The organism is Massilia rubra (assembly GCF_011682065.1).
Classification (GTDB): domain Bacteria; phylum Pseudomonadota; class Gammaproteobacteria; order Burkholderiales; family Burkholderiaceae_D; genus Telluria_A; species Telluria_A rubra.
In genome coordinates this window covers 25,004-45,618 of sequence record NZ_VUYU01000041.1, presented here as the reverse complement: position 1 = coordinate 45,618, position 20,615 = coordinate 25,004, and the positions used below count along the sequence as shown (strand labels likewise).

Genomic DNA, 20,615 nt, shown 5'->3' with positions numbered 1-20,615 from the left:
TCAGCTCATCACGGCGCCACCGTCGACATTAAGTGTCTGCGCCGTGATGTACGCCGACTCGTCGCTGGCCAGGAAAATCGCCGCGCCGGCCAGGTCGCCCGGCGTGCCCATCCGTCCCAGCGGCACCGCCAGTCCCACCGCCCTCTTCTTCTCTCCCGGCTGCAACTGTTCATAGCGCGCGAACAGCGCGTCCACATGCTCCCACATGGGCGTATCCACCACTCCCGGCGAAATGGCATTGACGCGGATGCCGTGCGGCGCCATCGCCAGCGCGGCCGACTGGGTGTAACTGATCACCGCCGCCTTGCTCGCGCAATAGTGCGCCACCAGCGCCTCGCCGCGCCGTCCGGCCTGCGAGGCCAGGTTGATGATGGCACCGGTCCGGCCCGCATCCACCATCGATTGCAGCACCTGCTGCATCACGATAAACATGCCTTTGACGTTGACGTCGAAGATGCGCTGGTACATCGCCAGGTCCGATTCCAGCAAGGGCGCCATGTCGAACACGGCCGCATTGTTGAAGAGGATATCGACGGGGCCGAAGCGGTCGGCGGCCAGCGCCAGCATGGCCGCGACCGCGCCGGCGTCGCGCACGTCGGCGCCCAGGTAGTGCAGGTGGTCCGGGTAGCGCGCCATCAGCGGCGCCAGCGCGGCCGGCGCCGTGCCGGCCAGGTCAACCACGCTGCAACGCGCTCCCTCGGCCAGGTACGCCTCGGCCACCGCCAGACCGATCCCGCCGCCGGCCCCGGTCAGCAGGGCATGCCTGGATGCGAGCCGGTTCATGCTTGCGCGCTGTGTGGACATCATCAATCTCCTTGCGTGTGGGTAGTGCGGAAAAGTCTAGCAACGATCAGGCAGCGAGCCTGATACGGGGTACGCAATAGTCGATACTTTTATCCAGGCCGCATCGGCGCTCCATACAGCGGCACGCAGGCAAGCGCCCATTGCAAATAAGTATCGACAGTAGGAGTTGCAGTATCAGAAAGTATCGGAGTCCGGTGCTACATTCTGTACACGGTGCACACCTTGCATTGAATATAAAACCAAAAAAATTTGGAGACGACAGCATGAAACGTATCGCAAGCAGTGCCTTGTGCACGGCCCTACTCTGTGCCAGCGGCGCATCCCTGGCGGCCACCAGCCTGGTGATTGCCACCGTCAATAACGGCCACATGATCGAGATGCAAAAGATGGGCAAGTTCTTCGAGCAAGCCAATCCCGATATCAAACTCAAATGGGTGACCCTGGAAGAAGGCGTGCTGCGCCAGCGCATGACCACCGACATCGCCACCAAGGGCGGCCAGTTCGACGTGATGACCATCGGCATGTACGAAACGCCGATCTGGGCCAAAAAGGACTGGCTGATTCCTGTCAAACCGGACGCCGCTTACGATATCGAGGACTTGCTGCCATCGATCCGCGACGGCCTGTCGCTGAACGGCAAGCTGTACGCCGCGCCCTTCTACGGCGAAAGCTCGATGATCATGTACCGCAGCGACCTCGTCAAAAAAGCCGGCATGAGCATCGACGATCGTCCGACCTGGGCCCACATCCGCGCCGTGGCCGCCAAGATCCACGACCCGGCCAACGGCGTGTACGGCATCTGCCTGCGCGGCAAACCGGGCTGGGGCGACAACATGGCCTTGATCACGACCATGGCCAATTCCTTCGGCGGCCAATTGTTCGACATGAAATGGCAGCCGCAATTTACCAGCAAGCCGTGGAAGGACGCCGTCACCACCTACGTCGACCTGCTCAAGAACTTCGGTCCGCCGGGCTCGTCCTCGAACAGCTTCAATGAAATCCTGGCCTTGTACAACGAAGGCAAATGCGGCATCTGGATCGACGCCACCATCGCCGCGTCCTTTGTTACCGATCCCAAGCAAAGCAAGGTGGCCGACAAGGTCGCGTTCGCGCAGTCGCCGATCGCCACCACCGAACGCGGCGCCAACTGGCTGTGGGCCTGGTCGTTGGCGATTCCAAAAAGCTCAAAGCAGCCCGAGGCGGCGCAAAAGTTCATCAACTGGGCGACGTCCAAGGACTACATCAAACTGGTTGCCAAAGAGTCCGGCTGGGCCAGCGTGCCGACCGGCACCCGCAAGTCGACCTACGCCGCGCCCGAATTCGTCAAGGCGGCCAAGTTCGCCGCCGCCGAAGGCGCCGCCATCGCCACCAGCCGCCCGAACCAGAGCACCCTGCCGCCCTCGCCTTACGTCGGCGTGCAATACGCCGCGATTCCGGAATTCCAGACCATCGGCGTGGCCGCCGGCCAGCAGATGAGCGCGGCTCTTCTGGGCAAGGTCACGGTCGAGCAGGCGCTGGCGGTCACCCAGCAGGCGGCCGAGCGCGAAATGCGCAAGGGCGGCTACTACAAGTAGTTCACTGAACGCCTGCGTTTTCAATCGCCGCTGCGCCCGCGCGCAAGCGGCGTTCCTTTGTCGCACCTGGGAACCCTATGACACGACTTTTGCCCCGGACCTTGCTGACACCGGCGGTGCTTTCCATCGCCATCATTTCCATCGTCCCGCTGTTGATCACCCTGTACTACTCGTTCGTGCGCTACAGCATGCTCGCACCCGGCGAACATGACTTCCACGGAATCGACAACTTCCTCTTTTTCTTCACCGACGGCGCCTTCCTGCCGGCGCTGAAAAATACGTTTGTACTGATGTTTTCCGTCATGGCGATCACGGTCGTGCTCGGCATCGCGCTCGGGCTGCTGATCAACGACGCCTTCCCGGGGCGCGCCATCGTGCGCGTGCTGCTGATCTCCCCGTTCCTGGTGATGCCGGCGGTGAACGCGCTGATGTGGAAGAACATGCTACTCAATCCCATCTACGGCCTGTTCGCGCACGTCAGCATTTTCTTCGGCGCCACGCCCATCGACTGGCTCTCGCACTACCCGCTGCTGTCGATCGTGATGATGGTGTCCTGGCAGTGGCTGCCGTTCGCCTGCCTGATCTTCATGACCGCCTTGCAATCGATGGACAAGGAACAGCTGGAAGCGGCCGGCATGGACGGCGCCAACTATCTGCAGCAGTTGCGCTATCTGTACCTGCCGCATTTGGGGCGTGCGGTGTCGGTGGTGCTGATGATCGAAATGATCTTCCTGCTGTCGGTGTTCGCCGAGATCTTCACCACCACCGGCGGCGGCCCGGGCTTCGAGACGACCACCATCACCTTCATGATCTATCAGCAGGCCTTGCAGTCCTACGACATCGGCGCGGCGTCTGCCGGCGCCCTGTTCGCGGTGCTGCTGGCGAATATCGCCGCCTTCTTCCTGATGCGCGTCATCGGCAAGAACCTGGCCAAATAGGGAGACATCGATGACCAACAAACTCGCACTGCACACCCGTACGGCGGCCGCCTGGTTCTTCGCGCTGCTGCTGTTCTTCCCGATTTTCTGGCTCGGATTGATGGCCTTCAAGACCGAAGCCCAGGCCATCGCCACGCCGCCGCTGATGTTTTTCACGCCGACCCTGCACAGCTTCCAGGAGGTGATGGCGCGCGACCACTACGCCGGCTACGCCTTCAATTCGCTCATCACCAGCGTGCTCTCAACCGTGTTCGGGCTGGCGATCGCGATTCCCGCCGCGTACTCGATGGCCTTCTTCCCGACCGGCGGCACGGTCGGCCTGCTCAAATTCATCCTCAGCTCGCGCTACATGCCCGGCGTGGGCGCCCTGATGCCGATCTACGTCTGCTTCCAGTACGCCGGCCTGCTCGACACGCGGGTCGGCCTGACCATCATGTTCATGCTCATGAACCTGCCGATCATGATCTGGCTGCTCTACACCAGCCTGCGCGAACTCCCGCGCGACATCCTGGAAGCGGCGCGCATGGACGGCGCCACCGTCTTCCACGAGTTCCGCTACATCGTGCTGCCGCTATCGGTGGGCGGCATCGCCTCGACCGCGCTGGTGTGCATGGTGTGGGCGTGGAACGAGTCGTTCTGGTCGCTCAACCTGGGCGCCTCGAACGCCGGCACGCTGGCATGGCTGATCGCCTCCTACTCCAGTCCCGAAGGGCTGTTCTGGGCCAAGCTGTCGGCCGCCTCGCTGATGGCGATCGCGCCGATCATGGCGCTCGGCTGGTTCTGCCAGAAGCAGCTGGTGCAAGGCATGACATTCGGCGCGGTCAAATAAGACAAAAGAACATCAAGGGACATCAACATCATGGCTTACCTCCAACTGAAAAACATCGAGAAATTCTTCGGCGAGCACCACGCCATCAAGGGCATCGACATGGAGATCGACAAGGGCGAGTTCGTCGTCTTCGTCGGCCCGTCCGGCTGCGGCAAGTCGACCCTGCTGCGCCTGATCGCGGGCCTGGAGCCGATCGACAAGGGCAGCCTGCACCTGGACGGGCGCGATATCACCGCCCTGCCCTCGTCCAGGCGCGACCTGGCGATGGTGTTCCAGTCGTACGCACTGTACCCGCACATGACGGTGTTCCAGAACATGTCGTTCGCGCTGAAACTGGCCGGCGTGCCGCCCGCCCTGATCCGCGCCAAGGTCGACAAGGCGGCCGCCATCCTCAACCTGGGCGACTACCTTGAACGCAAACCGAAGGAGCTCTCCGGCGGCCAGCGCCAGCGTGTCGCCATCGGCCGCGCCATCGTGCGCGACCCCAAGGTGTTCCTGTTCGACGAACCGCTGTCGAACCTGGACGCGGCCCTGCGCGTGCAGACCCGCATCGAAATCGCCAAGCTGCACCGCGAACTGGGCGCCACCACCATCTACGTCACCCACGACCAGGTCGAAGCGATGACCCTGGCCGACCGCGTGGTGGTGCTGCGCGACGGCCAGATCGAGCAGCATGGTTCGCCGCTGTTCCTGTACGACAGCCCGGCCAACCGCTTCGTGGCGCAGTTCATCGGCACGCCGAGCATGAACGTGGTGCCGGCGGCGGGCTTGCCGCGGCTGGCCGCGCTGTCCGGCGGCGCGGCCCCTGCCGACGGCTTTGTAGGCATCCGCCCCGAGCATGTGCATGTGCTCGATGCGGCGCAGCCGGGCAGCCTGCCGGCCACGGTCGACATGGTCGAGTCGCTCGGCGTCGAAACGCTGGTCTACGCGCGCCTGGAAAATAGCGTGCAGGTGGTCGCGCGCGGCAGCGAGCGGATCGCCCTGCAACCGGGGGCGCGCACCCACCTGGCGTTCGAACACGGCTTCGTGCACCACTTCGACAAATCGGGTTCCACGTGCGGCATGCAGGCGCAGGGAGCGCGATGATGGCGCTCGCATTGAACAAGGCCGCGCTGGCGCATCTGCCACCGCACATTCCCGGCCCCGGTTACGATCGCAGCATCCCGGCGCGCAGCATCGTACACATTGGCGTGGGCGGATTTTTCCGCTCGCACCAGGCGCTGTATCTGGACGACCTGCTGCGCCTGCCCGGCCACGCCGAATGGGGCTACTGCGGCGTGGGCTTGCTGCCGATTGATGCGGCGATGCGCGACGCCATGCTGGCCCAGGACTGCCTGTACACCCTGGTCGAGCGCAGCGCGCGCGGCGACACGGCGCGCGTGGTCGGCTCGCTGCTGGAATTTTTGTACGCACCGGACGACCCGCAAGCGGTGCTGGAAAAGCTGGCCGATCCCGGCACCCGCATCGTCTCGCTCACCATCACCGAGGGCGGCTATTACGTCAACCAGGGCGACGGCAGCTTCGACGCCGCCCATCCCGACATCGTGCACGACCTGGCCCACCCGCACGCGCCGCGCTGCTGCTTCGGCTACCTGGCCGAGGCGCTGGCGCGGCGGCGCGAGCGCGGACTGGCGCCGTTCACCGTCATGTCGTGCGATAACCTGCAAAGCAATGGCGATATCACCCGCGCAATGCTGCTGGCCTTCACAAGGCTGCGCGATCCCCTCTTATCCGCGTGGCTGGCCGAGCACTGCGCTTTTCCGAACAGCATGGTCGACCGCATCACGCCGGCCACCACCGACCAACACCGGCTGCTGGTACGCGCACAATTCGGGCTGATCGACGCCTGGCCGGTGATGGCCGAGCCGTTCAAGAGCTGGGTAATCGAAGACCGTTTTCCCGGCGGGCGCCCGGCCTGGGAGCTGGTCGGCGCGCACATGACGGACGATGTGCTGCCCTACGAAAAAATGAAGCTGCGCCTGCTGAACGCCGGCCACCAGTCGCTGTGCTATATCGGCATGTTGCTCGGCTACGAGTACGCGCACGAGGCGATGGCCGACGCCGACATCGGCCAGCTGTTCTCGCGCATGATGGACATCGAAGTCACGCCGCTGCTGCCGGCGGTCGAGGGCATCGACCTGGCCCACTACAAGCGCACCCTGGTCGAGCGCTTCGCCAATCCGGCCATTGGCGACCAGCTTTTGCGGATCGGCACCGACGGCTCGGCGCGCATGCCCAAGTTCGTGCTGCCGTCGGTGCGCGACCAGCTCGAACGCGGCGGTCCGATCGGGCTGCTCAGCTTCACCGTGGCGTGCTGGTTCCGCTACCTGAACGGCAGCGACGAACAGGGCCGCCCGCTCACGCTCATCGACCCGCTCGCCGCGCAGCTGCGCGAGCTGGCCGTGCGCGGCGGCGCCGACCCGGCCGCGCTGCTGTCGCTGCGCGCGCTGTTCGGCGAGTTGAGCGAGGCGCCGCGCTTCGTCGACGCGGTGGCCGAGGCGCTGGCGCGGCTGTACCGGGATGGTGCGCGCGCCGCGCTGTCGCACTTGCTGGCAAGCGCAAAGTGAACGACCATGGGGATGACAAACGGGGAACGACAACACATGACCACTTTGCCTCAGATGCGCCACGTGGAACCGCAGCGCTTCCAGCCCAAGCCACCCGAGCTCGAACGCGAAAGCTACGACGGCATCGTCCACTACATCGAGCACGGCTACCCCAGCCCGCGCGTGCGCTGGCATTGCCACGACGAGTACGAGCTGCACCTGATCGTCTCGACCAGCGGCAAGCTGTTCGTGGGCGACTACATCGGCGAATTTTCACCCGGCCACCTGGTGCTGACCGGGCCGCGCCTGCCGCACAACTGGATCTCGAGCAGCGTGCCGGACGAAGGCGTCCTGCTGCGCGACATGATCCTGCAATTCGCCCACGAGCCGCTGGAGCAAGCCGCGCGGCTGATCCCGGAGCTGCGCGAATTGCTGCCCCTCTTGGAGCGCTCCATCTACGGCATTGAATTTCTCGACATCGGGGCCGAGGCCGAGCAGGATTTCCTGCGGATTCGCGCCAGCGGCGGCGCCGAGCGCTTCGGTCATTTTGTGAACTTCATGTGCCGCCTGGCGCGCAACAACAAATACCGTTTGCTCTCGAGCGCCACCATGCGTTCGTATGATGACGAAGGCACCCTGGCCAAGGTCAACGCGGTCCTGAGCTACATCACCGACAACTACCGCGACCCGATCTCGGCCGAAGCGGTGGCGGATCAGCTCGGAATGTCGCTGAGCAAATTCTCGCGCTTCTTCCGCAAGACCACGGGAAACAGTTTCACCGACTTCGTCACCCGGCTGCGGGTCAACAAGGCGTGCCAGTTGCTGATGAACACCGACCACTACGTCACCAATGTCTGCTACGACGTCGGCTTCCAGAATGTGGCCAATTTCAACCGCCGCTTCTTGCAGATCAAGGGCGTGACGCCGAAAGAATTCCGGCGCCAGGCGGGCGGGCGCTTCGGGGCCGCTGCATCCGCGGAGGCGGACGGCTAAGCGGCCGGATGCTGGTAACGGTACTCCTGCGTGCGCCCGCCGTAGCCGTAGGCGCTTGCCCGCACGTCGTCGACGTAGATATAGCTTTCTTCGTGCAGCTCGCCGAGCAGCGCGCCAAAGCCAGCGAACACGGCCGCGATGTAGGCCGCCTTTTCATCCTTGGTGTTGATCTCGTCGGTCACCTTCACATCCACGTACACGCTGTGCTTGCGTTGCGCGCTCAGCGACTCGCCGCCGACGATCCAGCAGTCTGGGTCGACGAAATCGATGGCGATGGCAATGAGCTCCCTCTTCTTCCTGAGGATGGCGATGGTCTTGTCCTGCACCAGGTCGGCAATCTGGCGGATCATGACGGGCGATTTCACGGCACTGATTTTGATATTGATGATAGGCATTCGAATCTCCATTGGTTAGCTATGCAACTACTTGGGTAAAAAAATCAAACCACTGCCGCGCGCGCCTGCTTGAGCGAACCGACGATGGCGGCGAACTGTTCCGGTTCGAGAAGCTGCTTCAGGCGCGCGGTGACGGCCCCGCTCGCGGCGTTAAGCTCCTCATGCATGGCCAACGCACGCGGTTCGGGGAACACGGCGCATTCGCGCCCGTCCCCGCCGGTGGCGCGGCGGTCGATCAGCGCCAGCTTTTGCAAACCGTCGAGCGAACGGGTGGCGGTCGGGCGGCTGATCACCAGTTCCCTGGCCAATTCGCTTTGCAGCAAACCCGGCCGCGCCAGCACCGCGCGCAGCATGAAGGCCTGCGAGGGCGTCAGCCCGAAGGGCTTGAATGCGCGCGTCCACTCACGCTCGAGAACCCGGGCCAGCGCAGTGGTGTTGAAATAGAGGCAGTGATCAAACATGCACCCACTGTAGCCGATGATAGTTCGCTATGCAACCAGTTTATGGCATTGTTTCACGTGAAGCATTTTGGGGCTCCGCGTCGAAATACTTCAGCATCAGTGCATTGACCTGTTCCGCCGCTTCCAGCTGAAGCCAGTGACCGGCTTTTTCGATGCGTTCGAACTGGAAAGGGCCGCCCATATACTTCTCGGAGCCGCGCATCTGCGCTTCGGTCAAGGCCACATCGCCCGCGCTCCACACGCCCAGCACCGGCGTGGTGACGGTCGGCCAGGTGCTGGCGTTGAACATTTTCAGGTTGGCGCGGTAATAGTTCAGGGCGGCGGTCAGGCGGCCTGGACGGTCAAGTTGCGCGCGCCATTCCTCGAACTGGGCGGGGGTACTGGCCAGGCCGCGCAAGGAATGCCAGTCGAAGGCCTTGATCATCGATTCCGCGATCCCGCGCAGCTGGAATACCAGCACGTAATAGCCTTTGATCAGCTGCAACAGCCCGCCCTCGGTGTAGGCGGCCGGATGCCCTACCGACAGCGCCACGAAGCGATCCACGCGCTCTGGTGCATACATGCACAGGTTCCAGCCGACTACCGAACCCCAGTCGTGGCCGACCAGCAGCACCTTGTCGACCCCGAGCGCGTCGAGCAGGGCCACCATGTCGGCCCGCAGCAGGTCCATGGCGTAGGCGTCCTCCCTGGCGGGCGCTTCGGTGTGGCCGAAACCGCGCAGGTCCGGCGCGATGACGCGGTAGCCGGCGGCAACGAGCGCATCGATCTGCAAGCGCCACACCGCATGCGTATCCGGAAAGCCATGCAGCAAGAGCACGGCCGGCCCCTCGCCTTCGGTAACGACGTGCATTGCAATGCCATTGACGCTCAGTGTTTGTTCCATCGTTTCTCCGCAAAAAATTGGATAAAAAAAGCCGGGTCATGCGACCCGGCCTACGCAGCCCGGCCTGCGCGGCCCGACCTGCATCCATGCATTTTAAGCAATCATACGGATTTTTTACGAACGCCGGCGGCCGCCAGCGCAGCGCCGATTTCGCCGACAATGCCGCGCCGGAACAACAACACGCAGAGAATGAAAATCAGCCCCGTCACCATGCCGACCGATTCGCCCAGGGTATTGAACCACTCGACCCCGGTGTGGGTCGCCAGGAAGGTGCCGACATCGCCCAGCTTGTTTTCCAAGGTGATGATGATGAAGGCGCCGATGATCGGCCCCGACAGCGTGCCCATGCCGCCCACCAGGGTCATCAGGATCACCAGGCCGGACATGGCCCAGTGCACGTCGGTCAGCGTCTCGAAGCCCAGCACGAGGGTCTTGGTGGCGCCCGCCAGGCCTGCCAGCGAGGCCGACAGGACGAAGGCCACCAGCTTGTACTTGTCGACGTCGTAGCCAAGCGAAATGGCGCGCGGCTCGTTTTCCTTGATGGCCTTGAGTACCTGGCCGAACGGCGAATGCACCGTGCGCACGATCAGCGCAAAGCCCGCCACCGCGATGGCCAGCACCACGAAGTACAGGGTCAGGTCGTTGCTCAGGTCGATTACCCCGAACAACTTGCCACGTGGAACACCCTGCAAGCCATCCTCGCCATGCGTGAAGGGCGCGCGCAGTGCCGCAAAATACACCATCTGCGCCAGCGCCAGGGTGATCATGGAAAAGTAAATGCCCTGCCGGCGAATCGCCAGCATGCCCATGACCAGGCCGACCAGCGCGCCGGCGGCCACGCCGAGCAGGATGCCGACTTCGGTCGGCAAGCCGAGCACGGTCAGCGCGTGCCCGGTCACGTAGCCGGCCGAGCCGAAGAAAGCGGCGTGGCCGAAAGACAGCAAGCCCGTGTAACCGATCAGCAGGTTGAAGGCGCAGGCGAACAGCCCGAAGCACAGCAACTTCATCAGGAAGACGGGATAGCCGACAAAAGGCGCGGCCAGCGCAATGAGCAGCGCGACGCCGTAAGCGATGTTCTTGTTCATCAATGGCTCCAGTTCTCGGTTACTTGTCTTTTACTTCTCTTTGCCGAACAAGCCGGCGGGACGGATCAGCAGCACGATGACCATGACGACGAACACCACCACTTCCGAGCCTTCCGGATAGAAGACGCGGGTCAGGCCCTCGATCACACCCAGGCCGAGGCCGGTGAGGATGGAACCCATGATCGAGCCCATGCCGCCGATCACCACAACGGCGAACACGACGATGATCAGGTTCGAGCCCATCAGTGGCGTGACGTTGATGATCGGCGCCGCCAGCACCCCGGCAAAGCCGGCCAGGGCCACGCCGAAGCCGTAGGTCAAAGTGACCATCAGCGGCACGTTGATGCCGAAGGCTTCGACCAGTTTCGGGTTCTCGGTCCCGGCCCGCAGGTAGGCGCCGAGCTTGGTCTTTTCGATGACGAACCAGGTTGCCAGGCAGACGCTGAGCGAGGCGAACACGACCCACAGGCGGTAATTCGGCAATTCCATGAAGCCCAGGTCGGTGCGGCCCTGGAGCAGTTCCGGCACGCTGACGGACTGGCCGGAGTTGCCGAAAAACGAGCGGAACACGCCTTCGAGCAGCAAGGTGATGCCGAATGTCAGCAGCAGGCCGTACAGGTGATCGAGCTTGTAGAGCCAGCGCAGCATCGATTTTTCGACGATGATGCCGAACACGCCGACCAGCAGGGGCGCCAGCGCCAGCATGGCCCAGTAGCTCAGGCCGAAGGTGGTGACGCCGATATAGGCCGCAAAAGCGCCCATCATGTAGAGGGCGCCGTGGGAGAAGTTGATGACATTAAGCAGGCCGAAGATGACGGCCAGGCCAAGCGAGAGCATGGCGTAGAAAGAGCCGTTGACCAGGCCGAGCAAAAGCTGGCTGACCATCGCCTGCAGGGGAACGCCGAATATTTCCATGGCATCTCAGTTCATAAAGTGGGACCGGGGGATAGCCCGTCGATCCCGGCATTGCCGGAACCGACTTCCTGCGCTGCCCACCGTCGTTCCCGCCTGCGCGGGAACGACGGAGGCGGCGGGGATCGACGGGCTAAAGGAAGCGACGGTGAATGTTCGAACGCAGCCTAATTTACTTCCACAACGCGCACTTTGTTTCCGCCTTGGTCGTATACGCCTGCGCGCCAGGAATGGTCGCGATGACCTTGTAGTAATCCCACGGATACTTCGACTCCGCCTGCTTCTTCACTTCCATCAGGTACATATCGTGCACCATGCGGCCGTCCGGACGGATCTCGCCGCCCTTGGTGAACATGTCGTTGATCTTGGTCTTCTTCAACTGCGCCATGACCTTCTCGCTGTCGTCGGTCCCGATCGCCTTGACCGCGTTCAGGTAGTTGGTCGCGGCTGAGTAATCGGCGGCTTGCAACATCGACGGGAACTTCTTCATCTTGGCGAAATAGCGCTTCGACCAGGCCCGGCTTTCCGGGCTCTGGTCCCAGTACCAGCCATCGGTCAGATACATGCCCTGGGTCATGTTCAATCCCAGGGTGTGGATATCGTTGATGAACACCAGCAAACCGGCCAGCTTCATCGACTTGCCGACGCCAAACTCATTGGCCGCCTTGACCGCATTGATCATGTCGCCGCCGGCATTGGCCAGCCCCAGGATCTGCGCCTTCGAGCCCTGCGCCTTCAGCAAAAAGGACGAAAAATCCGAGGCCGACAGCGGATGCTTGGAGGCGCCCGTCACCGTGCCGCCAGCGGCCTTGACCACGTCGGTCGTGTCTTTTTCGAGCGACTGGCCGAAGGCGTAATCGGCGGTCAGGAAATACCAGGACTTGCCGCCCTGCTTCACAATCGCGCCGCCTGTTCCACGTGCCAAGGCCACCGTGTCGTAGGCGTAATGCACGGTGAAGGGGGAACATTCTTCATTGGTCAGGCGGGCCGTGCCGGCGCCGATCGAGATGAAGACCTTTTTCTTTTCCGCCGCAATCTTGGCCATGGCCAGGTTGGCGCCCGAGTTGGTGCCGCCGATCAGCATGTCGACACCTTGCTGGTCGAACCATTCACGCGCCTTGCTGGCGGCGATGTCGGCCTTGTTCTGGTGATCGGCGAAAACGAATTCGATTTTCTTGCCGTTGATGTTGCCGCCCAGGTCGGCGATCGCCATCTTGACCGCTTCCGCGCCACCGGCGCCATCGACGTCGGCGTACACGCCGGACACGTCGGTCAGCATGCCGATCTTGATGGTGTCGTTCGACACTTGCGCGTGCGCCGGCAAGGCGAATCCGAGGCAGGCGGCGCTGGCTGCTAAAGCAATGATATTACGTTTCATATTGTCTCCATTTAGGGTATTGGTATGGTCTTGCTATGGGCTGTCGCTATCCTGCTATACGCCCAACAGTTCAGTCAGAATTGGCATCTTGGCGCTCAGTTCCGACGAAGCAAAGGTTTCCACGATCTGACCGTGCTCCACCACGTAAAACCGGTCCGCCAACGGTGCGGCGAAGCGGAAATTCTGTTCCACCATGACGATGGTGTAGCCCTTGGCCTTGAGCGTGGTAATCATGCGTGCGAGACCTTGCACGATCACCGGCGCCAGGCCTTCGGAAATTTCATCGAGCAGCAACAGACGCGCGCCGGTGCGCAAAATGCGCGCCACCGCCAGCATTTGCTGCTCGCCGCCGGACAAACGCGTGCCCTGGCTGTTTTTTCGTTCCAGCAAATTCGGGAACATCTCGTAGATTTCCGCCACCGACATGCCGGCGTCGCTACCGGCCAGTTGCGGCGGCAGCATCAGGTTTTCTTCGGTCGAGAGCGATGAAAAGATACCCCGCTCTTCCGGGCAATACCCGATGCCCAGGTGGGCAATCTTGTGCGTCGGCAGGCTGATCGACTCGACCCCGTTGACCTTGATCGAACCCGTGCGCGCACCGGTCAGGCCCATGATCGCGCGCAAGGTGGTGGTCCGTCCGGCGCCGTTGCGGCCCAGCAGGGTCACGACTTCGCCCTTCTCGACCCGCAAATTGACGTTGTGCAGGATGTGCGATTCGCCGTACCAGGCTTGCAGATGCGAAATTTCGAGCGCGGCGGTCATCAATGCGCCCCTTCGAGTTCGGCGCTGGTGGTGCCCATGTACGCTTCCATCACCTGCGCATTGGTCGAGACTTCGGCGTAACTGCCCTCGGCCAGCAAAGCGCCGCGCTGCAGCACAGTAATCTTGTCGCAGATGCCGGAGACCACACTCATATTGTGTTCCACCATCAAGATGGTGCGGCCGGCCGAGACTTTTTTGATCAGCTCGGTGACCCTGTGGACATCTTCATGGCCCATGCCCTGGGTCGGCTCGTCGAGCAACATCAGTTCGGGCTTCATGGCCAGGGTGGTGGCGATTTCGAGCGCGCGCTTGCGGCCGTAGGGCATGTCAACCGTGACGGTATCGGCGAATTCGGTCAGGTCGACCTCGGCCAGCAGTTCCATGGCGCGCTCGTTCAGGCTTGCGAGCGATTTTTCGCTGCGCCAGAAATGGAAGGACGTTCCCAGTTCGCGCTGCAAGCCGATCCGCACATTCTGCAACACCGTCAGGTGCGGAAACACGGCCGAAATCTGGAAGGAGCGGATGATGCCCATGCGCGCAATCTGCGTCGGGCGCGCCGGGGTGATATCTTTTCCATTGAACAAAATCTTGCCCGAGGTGGGCACCAGGAATTTGGTCAGCAGATTGAAGCAGGTGGTCTTGCCGGCGCCGTTGGGGCCGATCAGCGCGTGAATGTGTCCGCGCTGGACGGCGAGATTAACATCGTTGACTGCGGTAAAGCCCTTGAACTCTTTGGTCAGGGCTCGTGTTTCCAATATGACATCTGTCATTGTGTCTCCGGTTTATTTTCATACCGCTTTGAAAACATTTTTTGTTCGACTATACACAGATTGGATTTTGCTCACAATACAGTATAACTACCATGCTGCCAGCCCTGATGCCTATCAGGCAAGCGACACCAAAGTGCAACTTTGCGGCAGCCTGGAGGTCGATGCCCAGCATTCGGGCTGACGTAGAATGGCTGTTTTCACCACGCACATGCCCCCTTTCATGCCGGAACTGACCAAATGCGATCTCAGGACCCTCTGCCAACGCAAGTGGGAACAACTCGCGCCGACTGCGAATGAGCGCGTCCGCTATTGCGGCAACTGTATAAAAGCCGTGTTTGCGCTCCGCACGCATGCGGAACTGAGTGTTGCCTCTGCCGTGGGACGCTGCGTGGCATTTGCCGATGACAACGACATCATTGGTGTGATCGGCGAACCCGAGGGGAGCTGGGACTGGATGGAAGACGCGTCCGAGACAATCAAGGTGCGGTTCGACCCGATGTTCCCGGCTGAGCTGACGGAGCACATGCGACTGGCGTTTCCCCTTGTCTTCACAAGCGGCGTAGAAACCACGCCAGGAACCTGGATCATGCTTGGAAAATTTACGCCTTTTGTCGCAAGCAATTTGACCAAGGAATTGCGGGAGCAATTCCCCGGCCTGGAGATCGCCTCAGAAACAGCCTGACGCAGAAGTTTCACCCCTTCGCCGCCTGCGCGATCAGTTCCGCCGCGCGTTCGGCAATCATGATGGTCGGACTGTTGGTATTGCCCGAGGTGATCAAGGGCATCACCGAGGCATCGACCACGCGCAGTTTTTGCACGCCGTTCACACGCAGTTCGCTATCGACCACGGCCATCGGGTCCCCTGCGCGGCCCATCTTGCAGGTGCCGACCGGGTGGAAAATCGTCGTGCCGATCTGTCCGGCGGCGTCGGCCAGTTCTTGTTCCGTCTGAAACGCTATCCCGGGCTTGAATTCCTGTGGCGCATAGCGCGCCAATGCCGGCGCGGCCACGATCTTGCGCGTCAGCCTCAGCGCCGCCGCCGCAGTCGTGCGGTCTTCTTGCGTGCTCAGGTAATTCGGCGTGATTTTCGGCGCGGCGTAGGAATCGGCGGAGGCAATGCGCACATGCCCGCGCGAGCTCGGCCGCAGGTTGCACACGCTCGCCGTGAACGCCGGAAACGGGTGCAAGGGGTCGCCGAATTTTTCCAGCGACAAAGGCTGCACGTGATATTGCAGGTTCGGCGTGGCCTGGCCGGGATCGGAGCGGGCGAACGCGCCCAGTTGCGACGGCGCCATCGACATCGGCCCGCTCTGGAACATCGCGTATTCCATGCCGATTTTCATCTTGCCGAACCAGCTGGCCGCCGTGGTGTTCAAGGTGCGCGCATTGCTGACTTTGTAGATCATGCGCAGCTGCAAATGATCCTGCAAGTTATCCCCGACCCCGGGAGAGTCGACCTGCACCGTCACGCCGGCGTCGCGCAACAACGCCGCCGGACCGATGCCGGACAGTTGCAAAATCTGCGGTGAGCCGACGGCGCCGGCGGTCAGCACCGTTTCCAGCGCGGCCGTCGCCGTGAACGCCGTACCGCCGCCGGTAAATTCAACGCCCCGGCAGACTTTGCCCTGCTCCGTATCGTCGATGATCAACCGTTCCACGTGGCAACCGGTCATGATGGTCAGGTTGGGCCGTTTGGCCGCTGGCTTGAGGAAAGCCTTGGCCGTGTTCCAGCGGACGCCGCGCTTCTGGTTGACGTCGAAATAGTTGCAACCGTCGTTGTCGCCACCGTTGAAATCGTCGATTTTACGAATACCGGTTTGCTCGGCCGCATCGCGAAACGCGTCGAGCAATTGCCAGGACAGGCGTTGCTTCTCGACCCGCCACTCACCGCCGCTACCGTGCAGTTCGCTGGCGCCGCCGTGATAATCCTCGCTCTTCTTAAAAAGCGGCAATACCTTGTCCCAGGCCCAGCCGGGATCGCCGGTCAGGTCGGCCCAGCGGTCGTAATCGTGCGATTGGCCGCGCATGTAGATCATGCCGTTGATCGAGGAACTGCCGCCCAGGACTTTGCCACGCGGATAAATCAGCGCGCGACCGTTCAGGCCGGCATCCGGTTCGGTCTTGTACAGCCAGTCGGTGCGCGGATTGCCGATGCAGTGCAAATAGCCGACCGGAATGTGGATCCAGAGGTAGTCGTCGCGTCCGCCCGCTTCGATCAGCAACACGTTGATGTCGCGGCGCCGGGTCAGGCGGTTGGCCAGTACGCAGCCAGCGGTGCCGCCGCCGATGATGATGTAGTCGTATTCTCCTGCCGATTCCAAATGCCGCTCCTCGTCTCGTTTTTATCGTGTGCGCATCTCGGCCACCAGCATCTGCATCAGTTGGGCAACTGGCATCGGCCGCGCGCGGCGGATCTCGGCGCCCGCCCAGAGCGACATCAGTTCGGTGTCGCCCCGTTCGGCTGCGGCTGCGCGGATGCCCGTGGTCAGTGCGTTTTGGACAGGATACGCTGGAACTTGCTTCTCGACACTTTCCATCTTGCGCATGAAGCTGTTTTCCAGGCCGCGCGCGTAGCGGCCGCTGAAGGCACGCGTCAGGCGGGTGGGCGTATCGCGCGCCTCGATCAGCCGCTGTTTATAGGCGGGATGAATGCCGGACTCGTCGGTTACGATAAAGGCGCTGCCCATTTGCACGGCTTGGGCCCCCAGTGCGAGTGCTTCGGCAATATCGACCCCGGTCATGATGCCGCCGGCGGCAATGACCGGAATCTTGACGGCTTCGGCCACCTGGGGCCAGAGCGCTTTTCCACCCAGGGTGGCGTCTTCTTGCGGTCCAAGAAAGGTGCCGCGATGGCCGCCGGACTCGATGCCCGAGGCGATCACGGCGTCGGCGCCCACATTTTCCCAGGCCAGCGCTTCTTCCACCGTCGTGACCGTACCGATCACGTAGATGCCGGCGTCATGCAGCCGCTCGACCTGGATGGGCGTCAGGATGCCGAACGTAAAACTGGCCGCCGCCGGGCGCAGTGCGATCAGGGTGTCGAACTGGGCCTCGAAGTCCTGGCACCACTGTGTTGGCACGGGTAAGTTGTCCCAGCCGAGGCTTTCCCAGACCGGGCGCAGCAGTTCAACGGCGGCGCTAACCTCGTCCGGCGTCGGCGAAGGTGTCTGAAGAACAAAAAGATTGAGCAAAAACGGCTGATCGGTCATCGACCTGATCCGGCCAACCTCGTCGCGCACGGCTGCGGGCGACAACAACGATCCCGCCATGCAACCCAAGCCGCCGGAATTCGATACCGCGGCCACCAATTCGGCCCGGCTGGCGCCGCCAGCCATCGGGCCTTGCAAAATTGGAAACTTAAACAACGCGTGCAGATCCATATCACCTCCACCAAGGTTCGAAAGGACCTGTGGATAAGCCTATTGATATCCACAGGCACCGTTTGTGGATAAACGCGACTTTATTCACAGGCCAAAATTTGTCCCAGATTGATACCAGCCGGATACAGAGGTGATCACCGACTTATACCTCTCGCAAGCTCATGATTTCGTACAGGTTTTTGCCATTATCCACAGAAAAACACCCCTGTTAACAACTACTACTAATTCTATATTTAACCTTTTTAGGTAAACCATCAAGACCTTTGAAAAAACGACCGCGAGAACCCCAAAGGCCAAAAAGCGAAAAAAATTTTTCTTTGCTGAACAAAAACTCAAAGTTTCCCAAAAAAAAGAATCGACCACAAAAACGGGCAAGTCACTTTTCTGCAGACCAAAAAAAGTCGCGAAGAACGCGACTGACTGGCAGCACATGTGGATAAGTCGATGGATATCCACAGGATGAGATGTGCAAAACCATCGACTTTGTTCACAGGCAAATTTTTGTCCAACAGTCATCCTTTGAAGATACAGGCGTTTTCCAGCGACTTTTTCGATACGTAAACGCTTGATCCTGTTGATAAAACCAGACTTATCCACACAAAAACCAGCGTTTACTATCACTACTAAATTTGTATACATACTACTTATATAAAACCCTAAACCCCGGCAAAGCAGTGCATAACCTCGAAGTCATCCACAGCAAGATCCTCCAAAAGCCAGAAAACCCCGAAAAACAAGCGCTTACAAGCGACTTCCGGGGAAAACGCTGAACCGCCGATCCCGCTAGAAGCCCCTGGAGGCACCGCCACGGCCACGACAAGGCCGCTGGACCGCAAGCCGGGACTGTCTGCAGAAATCGACGCTGGCGGCCTCCTGCGCACCTTCCGATGCTTGCAGTCGATGCAGAACGGTTTATCCTTGTGGAAAACTCCGGACTTACCCACATGCACACTCACCAAAAAAGGTTCTGCAAAGCATGAATTCAGGAAAAAACATACGTTTAGGCATCATTAGCGCCTTGCACGAAGAACAGGAAGGGCTCGTGGAAGGCATGCAAGGCCCCGCCACGCTCATCCATGGCATGCGCAACTACGCATCAGGACAAGTCGCTGGCATCGACGCTGTGTGCGTCCTGTCGCGGATTGGCAAGGTTGCCGCCGCCATGACCGCGACCACGCTTGTGGAAAAGTACGGAGTTACCCACATCCTGTTCACCGGCGTTGCCGGCGCCGGCGATGCGGGAGTGAAGGTGGGCGACATCGTGGTGGCCGAATCGCTGGTCCAGTACGACATGGATGCCAGTCCCCTGTTTCCCCGCTTCGAGGTGCCGTTGACCGGTTTGTCGCACTTCCAGTCCGACTTGCAGATGAGCCAGCGCGCCGCCAGTGCGGCGCTTGAATTCCTGGACAAGGATTTTGAAACGGCGATCGACGACGTGGAACGGGCTGAATTTGGCCTGGAGCGGCCACGGGTGCATCGCGGGCTGATTGCCAGCGGCGACCAGTTCATCAGCAAACGCGCGCATTTGGCGCAGTTGAACGGATCGCTGCCAGGATTGCTGGCGGTGGAAATGGAAGGAGCGGCGGTGGCCCAGGTGTGCTTCGAGCTGGGCATTCCGTTTGCGGTGATCCGGACGATTTCGGATAACGCGAATGAAGAGGCGGCGACCGATTTCATGCGCTTCGTGAAATCAGTCGCCTCCCGTTATGCTTTTCATATCGTCACGCGTTTCTGCGCCGAGCTGAAAAGCGGCCGGGTTCAAGCCAGCAGGGAATCGGCCGGCGTGTAGTCGTACCCGAGTGCCTGGGCAATTGCCGCGTAAGTGATTTTGCCCTGGCAGACATTCAGTCCGTTTTTCAGATGGGCGTCGTCGGCCAGGGCTTTTTTCCAGCCTTTTTCCGCCAGCGCCACCGCGTGGCCGATGGTCGCGTTATTCAACGCAAAGGTCGAGGTGCGCGCCACCGCGCCCGGCATGTTGGCCACGCAGTAATGCACCACGCCGTCGACGATATAGGTCGGATCGGCGTGCGTGGTCGCATGCGAGGTTTCAAAACAGCCGCCCTGGTCGATCGCCACATCGACCACCACCGCGCCGGCCTTCATTTTCGAAATCATGGCGCGCGTGACCAGTTTGGGCGCCGCTGCGCCCGGTACCAGCACGCCGCCGATCACCAGGTCGGCCGACAGCACCGCTTCCTCGATCGCATGCGCATTCGAATACTGGGTCGAAATGCGGTTGCCGAATACCAGGTCGAGCTGTCGCAGGCGATCGATGCTTTTATCGAGCACCGTCACCCGCGCCCCTGTGCCAATGGCCATTTGCAGCGCATTGGTGCCGACCACGCCGGCCCCGATAATGACCACATGGCCGGCCGCCACGCCGGGAACGCCGCCGAGCAGCAACCCCATGCCGCCTTTGGATTTTTCGAGGTGGGCGGCGCCGGCCTGGATCGCCATGCGCCCCGCCACTTCGCTCATGGGAGCGAGCAAGGGCAAACCGCCGCCGGCGCCGGTAATGGTTTCGTATGCGATGCACACTGCGCCCGATTTGACCAGCGCCGCGGTTTGCTCCGGATCCGGGGCCAGGTGCAGATAGGTGTACAGGATCTGGCCGTCGCGCAGCATCGCGCATTCGACCGGCTGCGGTTCCTTGACTTTGACGATCATGTCGGCGCGCGCGAAAATCTCTTTCGCGTCGTCGACCATGCTCGCACCGGCGGCCACATACTGCTCATCGGATAACCCGATCTCAGCGCCCGCATTTTTCTGAACCAGCACCTGGTGTCCGCGCGAGCTTAATTCGCGCACGCTTGGCGGCGTTAAGCCGACCCGGTATTCGTGATTCTTGATCTCTTTTGGAACGCCTACGATCATGTCATCCTCCAAGGGGTAGTTTATGTTTACA

Annotated in this window: 20 protein-coding genes; 8 read left to right on the top strand and 12 right to left on the bottom strand. The window is 61.6% G+C overall.

The annotated features are described in order from the left end of the window. Window positions 1–804 carry an L-iditol 2-dehydrogenase gene (locus F0185_RS32215; RefSeq protein WP_308624999.1) on the bottom strand — a complete coding sequence of 268 codons (804 nt, stop codon included), beginning with the start codon at window positions 802–804 and terminating at the stop codon, window positions 1–3. A 263-nt stretch (window positions 805–1,067) separates the two neighbouring features. Here F0185_RS32215 and F0185_RS32210 point away from each other — a divergent pair, with 263 nt between their 5' ends. The 6 genes from F0185_RS32210 to F0185_RS32185 all read left to right on the top strand — a co-directional run bounded on the left by F0185_RS32210 (window position 1,068) and on the right by F0185_RS32185 (window position 7,684). Continuing rightward, entirely contained in the window at window positions 1,068–2,378 is a 1,311-nt protein-coding gene (locus F0185_RS32210) for an ABC transporter substrate-binding protein (RefSeq protein WP_167232497.1), read from the top strand. A 77-nt stretch (window positions 2,379–2,455) separates the two neighbouring features. Next, complete coding sequence (locus tag F0185_RS32205) at window positions 2,456–3,316, top strand: carbohydrate ABC transporter permease (protein ID WP_167232495.1); 861 nt, start codon at window positions 2,456–2,458, stop codon at window positions 3,314–3,316. Between the two features lie 10 nt (window positions 3,317–3,326). Beyond that, window positions 3,327–4,145 (top strand): carbohydrate ABC transporter permease, encoded by an 819-nt coding sequence (locus F0185_RS32200; RefSeq protein WP_166889103.1) that lies wholly within the window; start codon window positions 3,327–3,329, stop codon window positions 4,143–4,145. A 30-nt stretch (window positions 4,146–4,175) separates the two neighbouring features. After that, the gene (locus F0185_RS32195; protein ID WP_167232493.1) at window positions 4,176–5,231 is read left to right on the top strand and encodes an ABC transporter ATP-binding protein; all 1,056 of its coding nucleotides are present in this window, start codon (window positions 4,176–4,178) and stop codon (window positions 5,229–5,231) included. Beyond that, window positions 5,228–6,712 carry a mannitol dehydrogenase family protein gene (locus F0185_RS32190; protein ID WP_223164618.1) on the top strand — a complete coding sequence of 495 codons (1,485 nt, stop codon included), beginning with the start codon at window positions 5,228–5,230 and terminating at the stop codon, window positions 6,710–6,712. The genes F0185_RS32195 and F0185_RS32190 overlap by 4 nt, the downstream gene beginning before the upstream one ends. A gap of 36 nt (window positions 6,713–6,748) precedes the next feature. Further along, window positions 6,749–7,684, top strand: coding sequence for a helix-turn-helix domain-containing protein (locus tag F0185_RS32185; RefSeq protein ID WP_229477295.1), 936 nt, complete (start codon window positions 6,749–6,751; stop codon window positions 7,682–7,684). On the opposite strand, the gene F0185_RS32180 is transcribed toward F0185_RS32185, so the two are convergent. The 8 genes from F0185_RS32180 to F0185_RS32145 form a co-directional block, all read right to left on the bottom strand. Next, complete coding sequence (locus tag F0185_RS32180) at window positions 7,681–8,079, bottom strand: tautomerase family protein (protein ID WP_167232489.1); 399 nt, start codon at window positions 8,077–8,079, stop codon at window positions 7,681–7,683. The genes F0185_RS32185 and F0185_RS32180 overlap by 4 nt on opposite strands. A gap of 44 nt (window positions 8,080–8,123) precedes the next feature. After that, window positions 8,124–8,540: a MarR family winged helix-turn-helix transcriptional regulator gene (locus tag F0185_RS32175; RefSeq protein ID WP_167232487.1), complete on the bottom strand. Its 417-nt coding sequence runs from the start codon at window positions 8,538–8,540 to the stop codon at window positions 8,124–8,126. 40 nt (window positions 8,541–8,580) lie between these two features. After that, the gene (locus F0185_RS32170; protein WP_167232485.1) at window positions 8,581–9,423 is read right to left on the bottom strand and encodes an alpha/beta fold hydrolase; all 843 of its coding nucleotides are present in this window, start codon (window positions 9,421–9,423) and stop codon (window positions 8,581–8,583) included. Between the two features lie 101 nt (window positions 9,424–9,524). Then, the gene (locus F0185_RS32165) at window positions 9,525–10,508 is read right to left on the bottom strand and encodes a branched-chain amino acid ABC transporter permease (protein ID WP_167232483.1); all 984 of its coding nucleotides are present in this window, start codon (window positions 10,506–10,508) and stop codon (window positions 9,525–9,527) included. 30 nt (window positions 10,509–10,538) lie between these two features. After that, on the bottom strand, window positions 10,539–11,423 hold the full coding sequence (locus tag F0185_RS32160; protein WP_166889120.1) for a branched-chain amino acid ABC transporter permease: 885 nt from the start codon (window positions 11,421–11,423) through the stop codon (window positions 10,539–10,541). 169 nt (window positions 11,424–11,592) lie between these two features. Next, a complete protein-coding gene (locus tag F0185_RS32155) occupies window positions 11,593–12,798 on the bottom strand; it encodes an ABC transporter substrate-binding protein (RefSeq protein ID WP_167232481.1) in 1,206 nt (401 codons plus the stop codon). A gap of 54 nt (window positions 12,799–12,852) precedes the next feature. Continuing rightward, window positions 12,853–13,560 carry an ABC transporter ATP-binding protein gene (locus F0185_RS32150; protein WP_166889126.1) on the bottom strand — a complete coding sequence of 236 codons (708 nt, stop codon included), beginning with the start codon at window positions 13,558–13,560 and terminating at the stop codon, window positions 12,853–12,855. Next, the gene (locus F0185_RS32145; RefSeq protein ID WP_167232479.1) at window positions 13,560–14,330 is read right to left on the bottom strand and encodes an ABC transporter ATP-binding protein; all 771 of its coding nucleotides are present in this window, start codon (window positions 14,328–14,330) and stop codon (window positions 13,560–13,562) included. The genes F0185_RS32150 and F0185_RS32145 overlap by 1 nt, the downstream gene beginning before the upstream one ends. 187 nt (window positions 14,331–14,517) lie before the next feature. Between F0185_RS32145 and F0185_RS32140 the strand changes: the two genes are divergently transcribed. Continuing rightward, a complete protein-coding gene (locus F0185_RS32140) occupies window positions 14,518–15,012 on the top strand; it encodes a hypothetical protein (protein ID WP_167232476.1) in 495 nt (164 codons plus the stop codon). Window positions 15,013–15,022: 10 nt separating this feature from the next. Here the strand turns inward: F0185_RS32140 and F0185_RS32135 are convergent, their stop codons facing one another. Together F0185_RS32135 and F0185_RS32130 are read right to left on the bottom strand one after the other, a co-directional pair. Next, window positions 15,023–16,651 carry a GMC family oxidoreductase gene (locus F0185_RS32135; protein ID WP_167232475.1) on the bottom strand — a complete coding sequence of 543 codons (1,629 nt, stop codon included), beginning with the start codon at window positions 16,649–16,651 and terminating at the stop codon, window positions 15,023–15,025. 21 nt (window positions 16,652–16,672) lie between these two features. Then, window positions 16,673–17,710 (bottom strand): NAD(P)H-dependent flavin oxidoreductase, encoded by a 1,038-nt coding sequence (locus F0185_RS32130; protein ID WP_167232473.1) that lies wholly within the window; start codon window positions 17,708–17,710, stop codon window positions 16,673–16,675. 976 nt (window positions 17,711–18,686) lie between these two features. Here F0185_RS32130 and F0185_RS32125 point away from each other — a divergent pair. Next, on the top strand, window positions 18,687–19,499 hold the full coding sequence (locus tag F0185_RS32125; protein WP_167232471.1) for a 5'-methylthioadenosine/adenosylhomocysteine nucleosidase: 813 nt from the start codon (window positions 18,687–18,689) through the stop codon (window positions 19,497–19,499). On the opposite strand, the gene ald is transcribed toward F0185_RS32125, so the two are convergent. Beyond that, window positions 19,469–20,584 carry an alanine dehydrogenase gene (gene ald / locus F0185_RS32120; protein ID WP_167232469.1) on the bottom strand — a complete coding sequence of 372 codons (1,116 nt, stop codon included), beginning with the start codon at window positions 20,582–20,584 and terminating at the stop codon, window positions 19,469–19,471. The two genes, F0185_RS32125 and ald, sit on opposite strands and share 31 nt — an antisense overlap. Window positions 20,585–20,615: the final 31 nt, after the last annotated feature.

Coding starts and splice junctions, on each gene's coding strand:
- F0185_RS32215 (WP_308624999.1), bottom strand. CDS start 804: ATGTCCACACAGCGCGCAAGCATGAACCGGCTCGCATCCAGGCATGCC.
- F0185_RS32210 (WP_167232497.1), top strand. CDS start 1,068: ATGAAACGTATCGCAAGCAGTGCCTTGTGCACGGCCCTACTCTGTGCC.
- F0185_RS32205 (WP_167232495.1), top strand. CDS start 2,456: ATGACACGACTTTTGCCCCGGACCTTGCTGACACCGGCGGTGCTTTCC.
- F0185_RS32200 (WP_166889103.1), top strand. CDS start 3,327: ATGACCAACAAACTCGCACTGCACACCCGTACGGCGGCCGCCTGGTTC.
- F0185_RS32195 (WP_167232493.1), top strand. CDS start 4,176: ATGGCTTACCTCCAACTGAAAAACATCGAGAAATTCTTCGGCGAGCAC.
- F0185_RS32190 (WP_223164618.1), top strand. CDS start 5,228: ATGATGGCGCTCGCATTGAACAAGGCCGCGCTGGCGCATCTGCCACCG.
- F0185_RS32185 (WP_229477295.1), top strand. CDS start 6,749: ATGACCACTTTGCCTCAGATGCGCCACGTGGAACCGCAGCGCTTCCAG.
- F0185_RS32180 (WP_167232489.1), bottom strand. CDS start 8,079: ATGCCTATCATCAATATCAAAATCAGTGCCGTGAAATCGCCCGTCATG.
- F0185_RS32175 (WP_167232487.1), bottom strand. CDS start 8,540: ATGTTTGATCACTGCCTCTATTTCAACACCACTGCGCTGGCCCGGGTT.
- F0185_RS32170 (WP_167232485.1), bottom strand. CDS start 9,423: ATGGAACAAACACTGAGCGTCAATGGCATTGCAATGCACGTCGTTACC.
- F0185_RS32165 (WP_167232483.1), bottom strand. CDS start 10,508: ATGAACAAGAACATCGCTTACGGCGTCGCGCTGCTCATTGCGCTGGCC.
- F0185_RS32160 (WP_166889120.1), bottom strand. CDS start 11,423: ATGGAAATATTCGGCGTTCCCCTGCAGGCGATGGTCAGCCAGCTTTTG.
- F0185_RS32155 (WP_167232481.1), bottom strand. CDS start 12,798: ATGAAACGTAATATCATTGCTTTAGCAGCCAGCGCCGCCTGCCTCGGA.
- F0185_RS32150 (WP_166889126.1), bottom strand. CDS start 13,560: ATGACCGCCGCGCTCGAAATTTCGCATCTGCAAGCCTGGTACGGCGAA.
- F0185_RS32145 (WP_167232479.1), bottom strand. CDS start 14,330: ATGACAGATGTCATATTGGAAACACGAGCCCTGACCAAAGAGTTCAAG.
- F0185_RS32140 (WP_167232476.1), top strand. CDS start 14,518: ATGGCTGTTTTCACCACGCACATGCCCCCTTTCATGCCGGAACTGACC.
- F0185_RS32130 (WP_167232473.1), bottom strand. CDS start 17,710: ATGGATCTGCACGCGTTGTTTAAGTTTCCAATTTTGCAAGGCCCGATG.
- F0185_RS32125 (WP_167232471.1), top strand. CDS start 18,687: ATGAATTCAGGAAAAAACATACGTTTAGGCATCATTAGCGCCTTGCAC.
- ald (WP_167232469.1), bottom strand. CDS start 20,584: ATGATCGTAGGCGTTCCAAAAGAGATCAAGAATCACGAATACCGGGTC.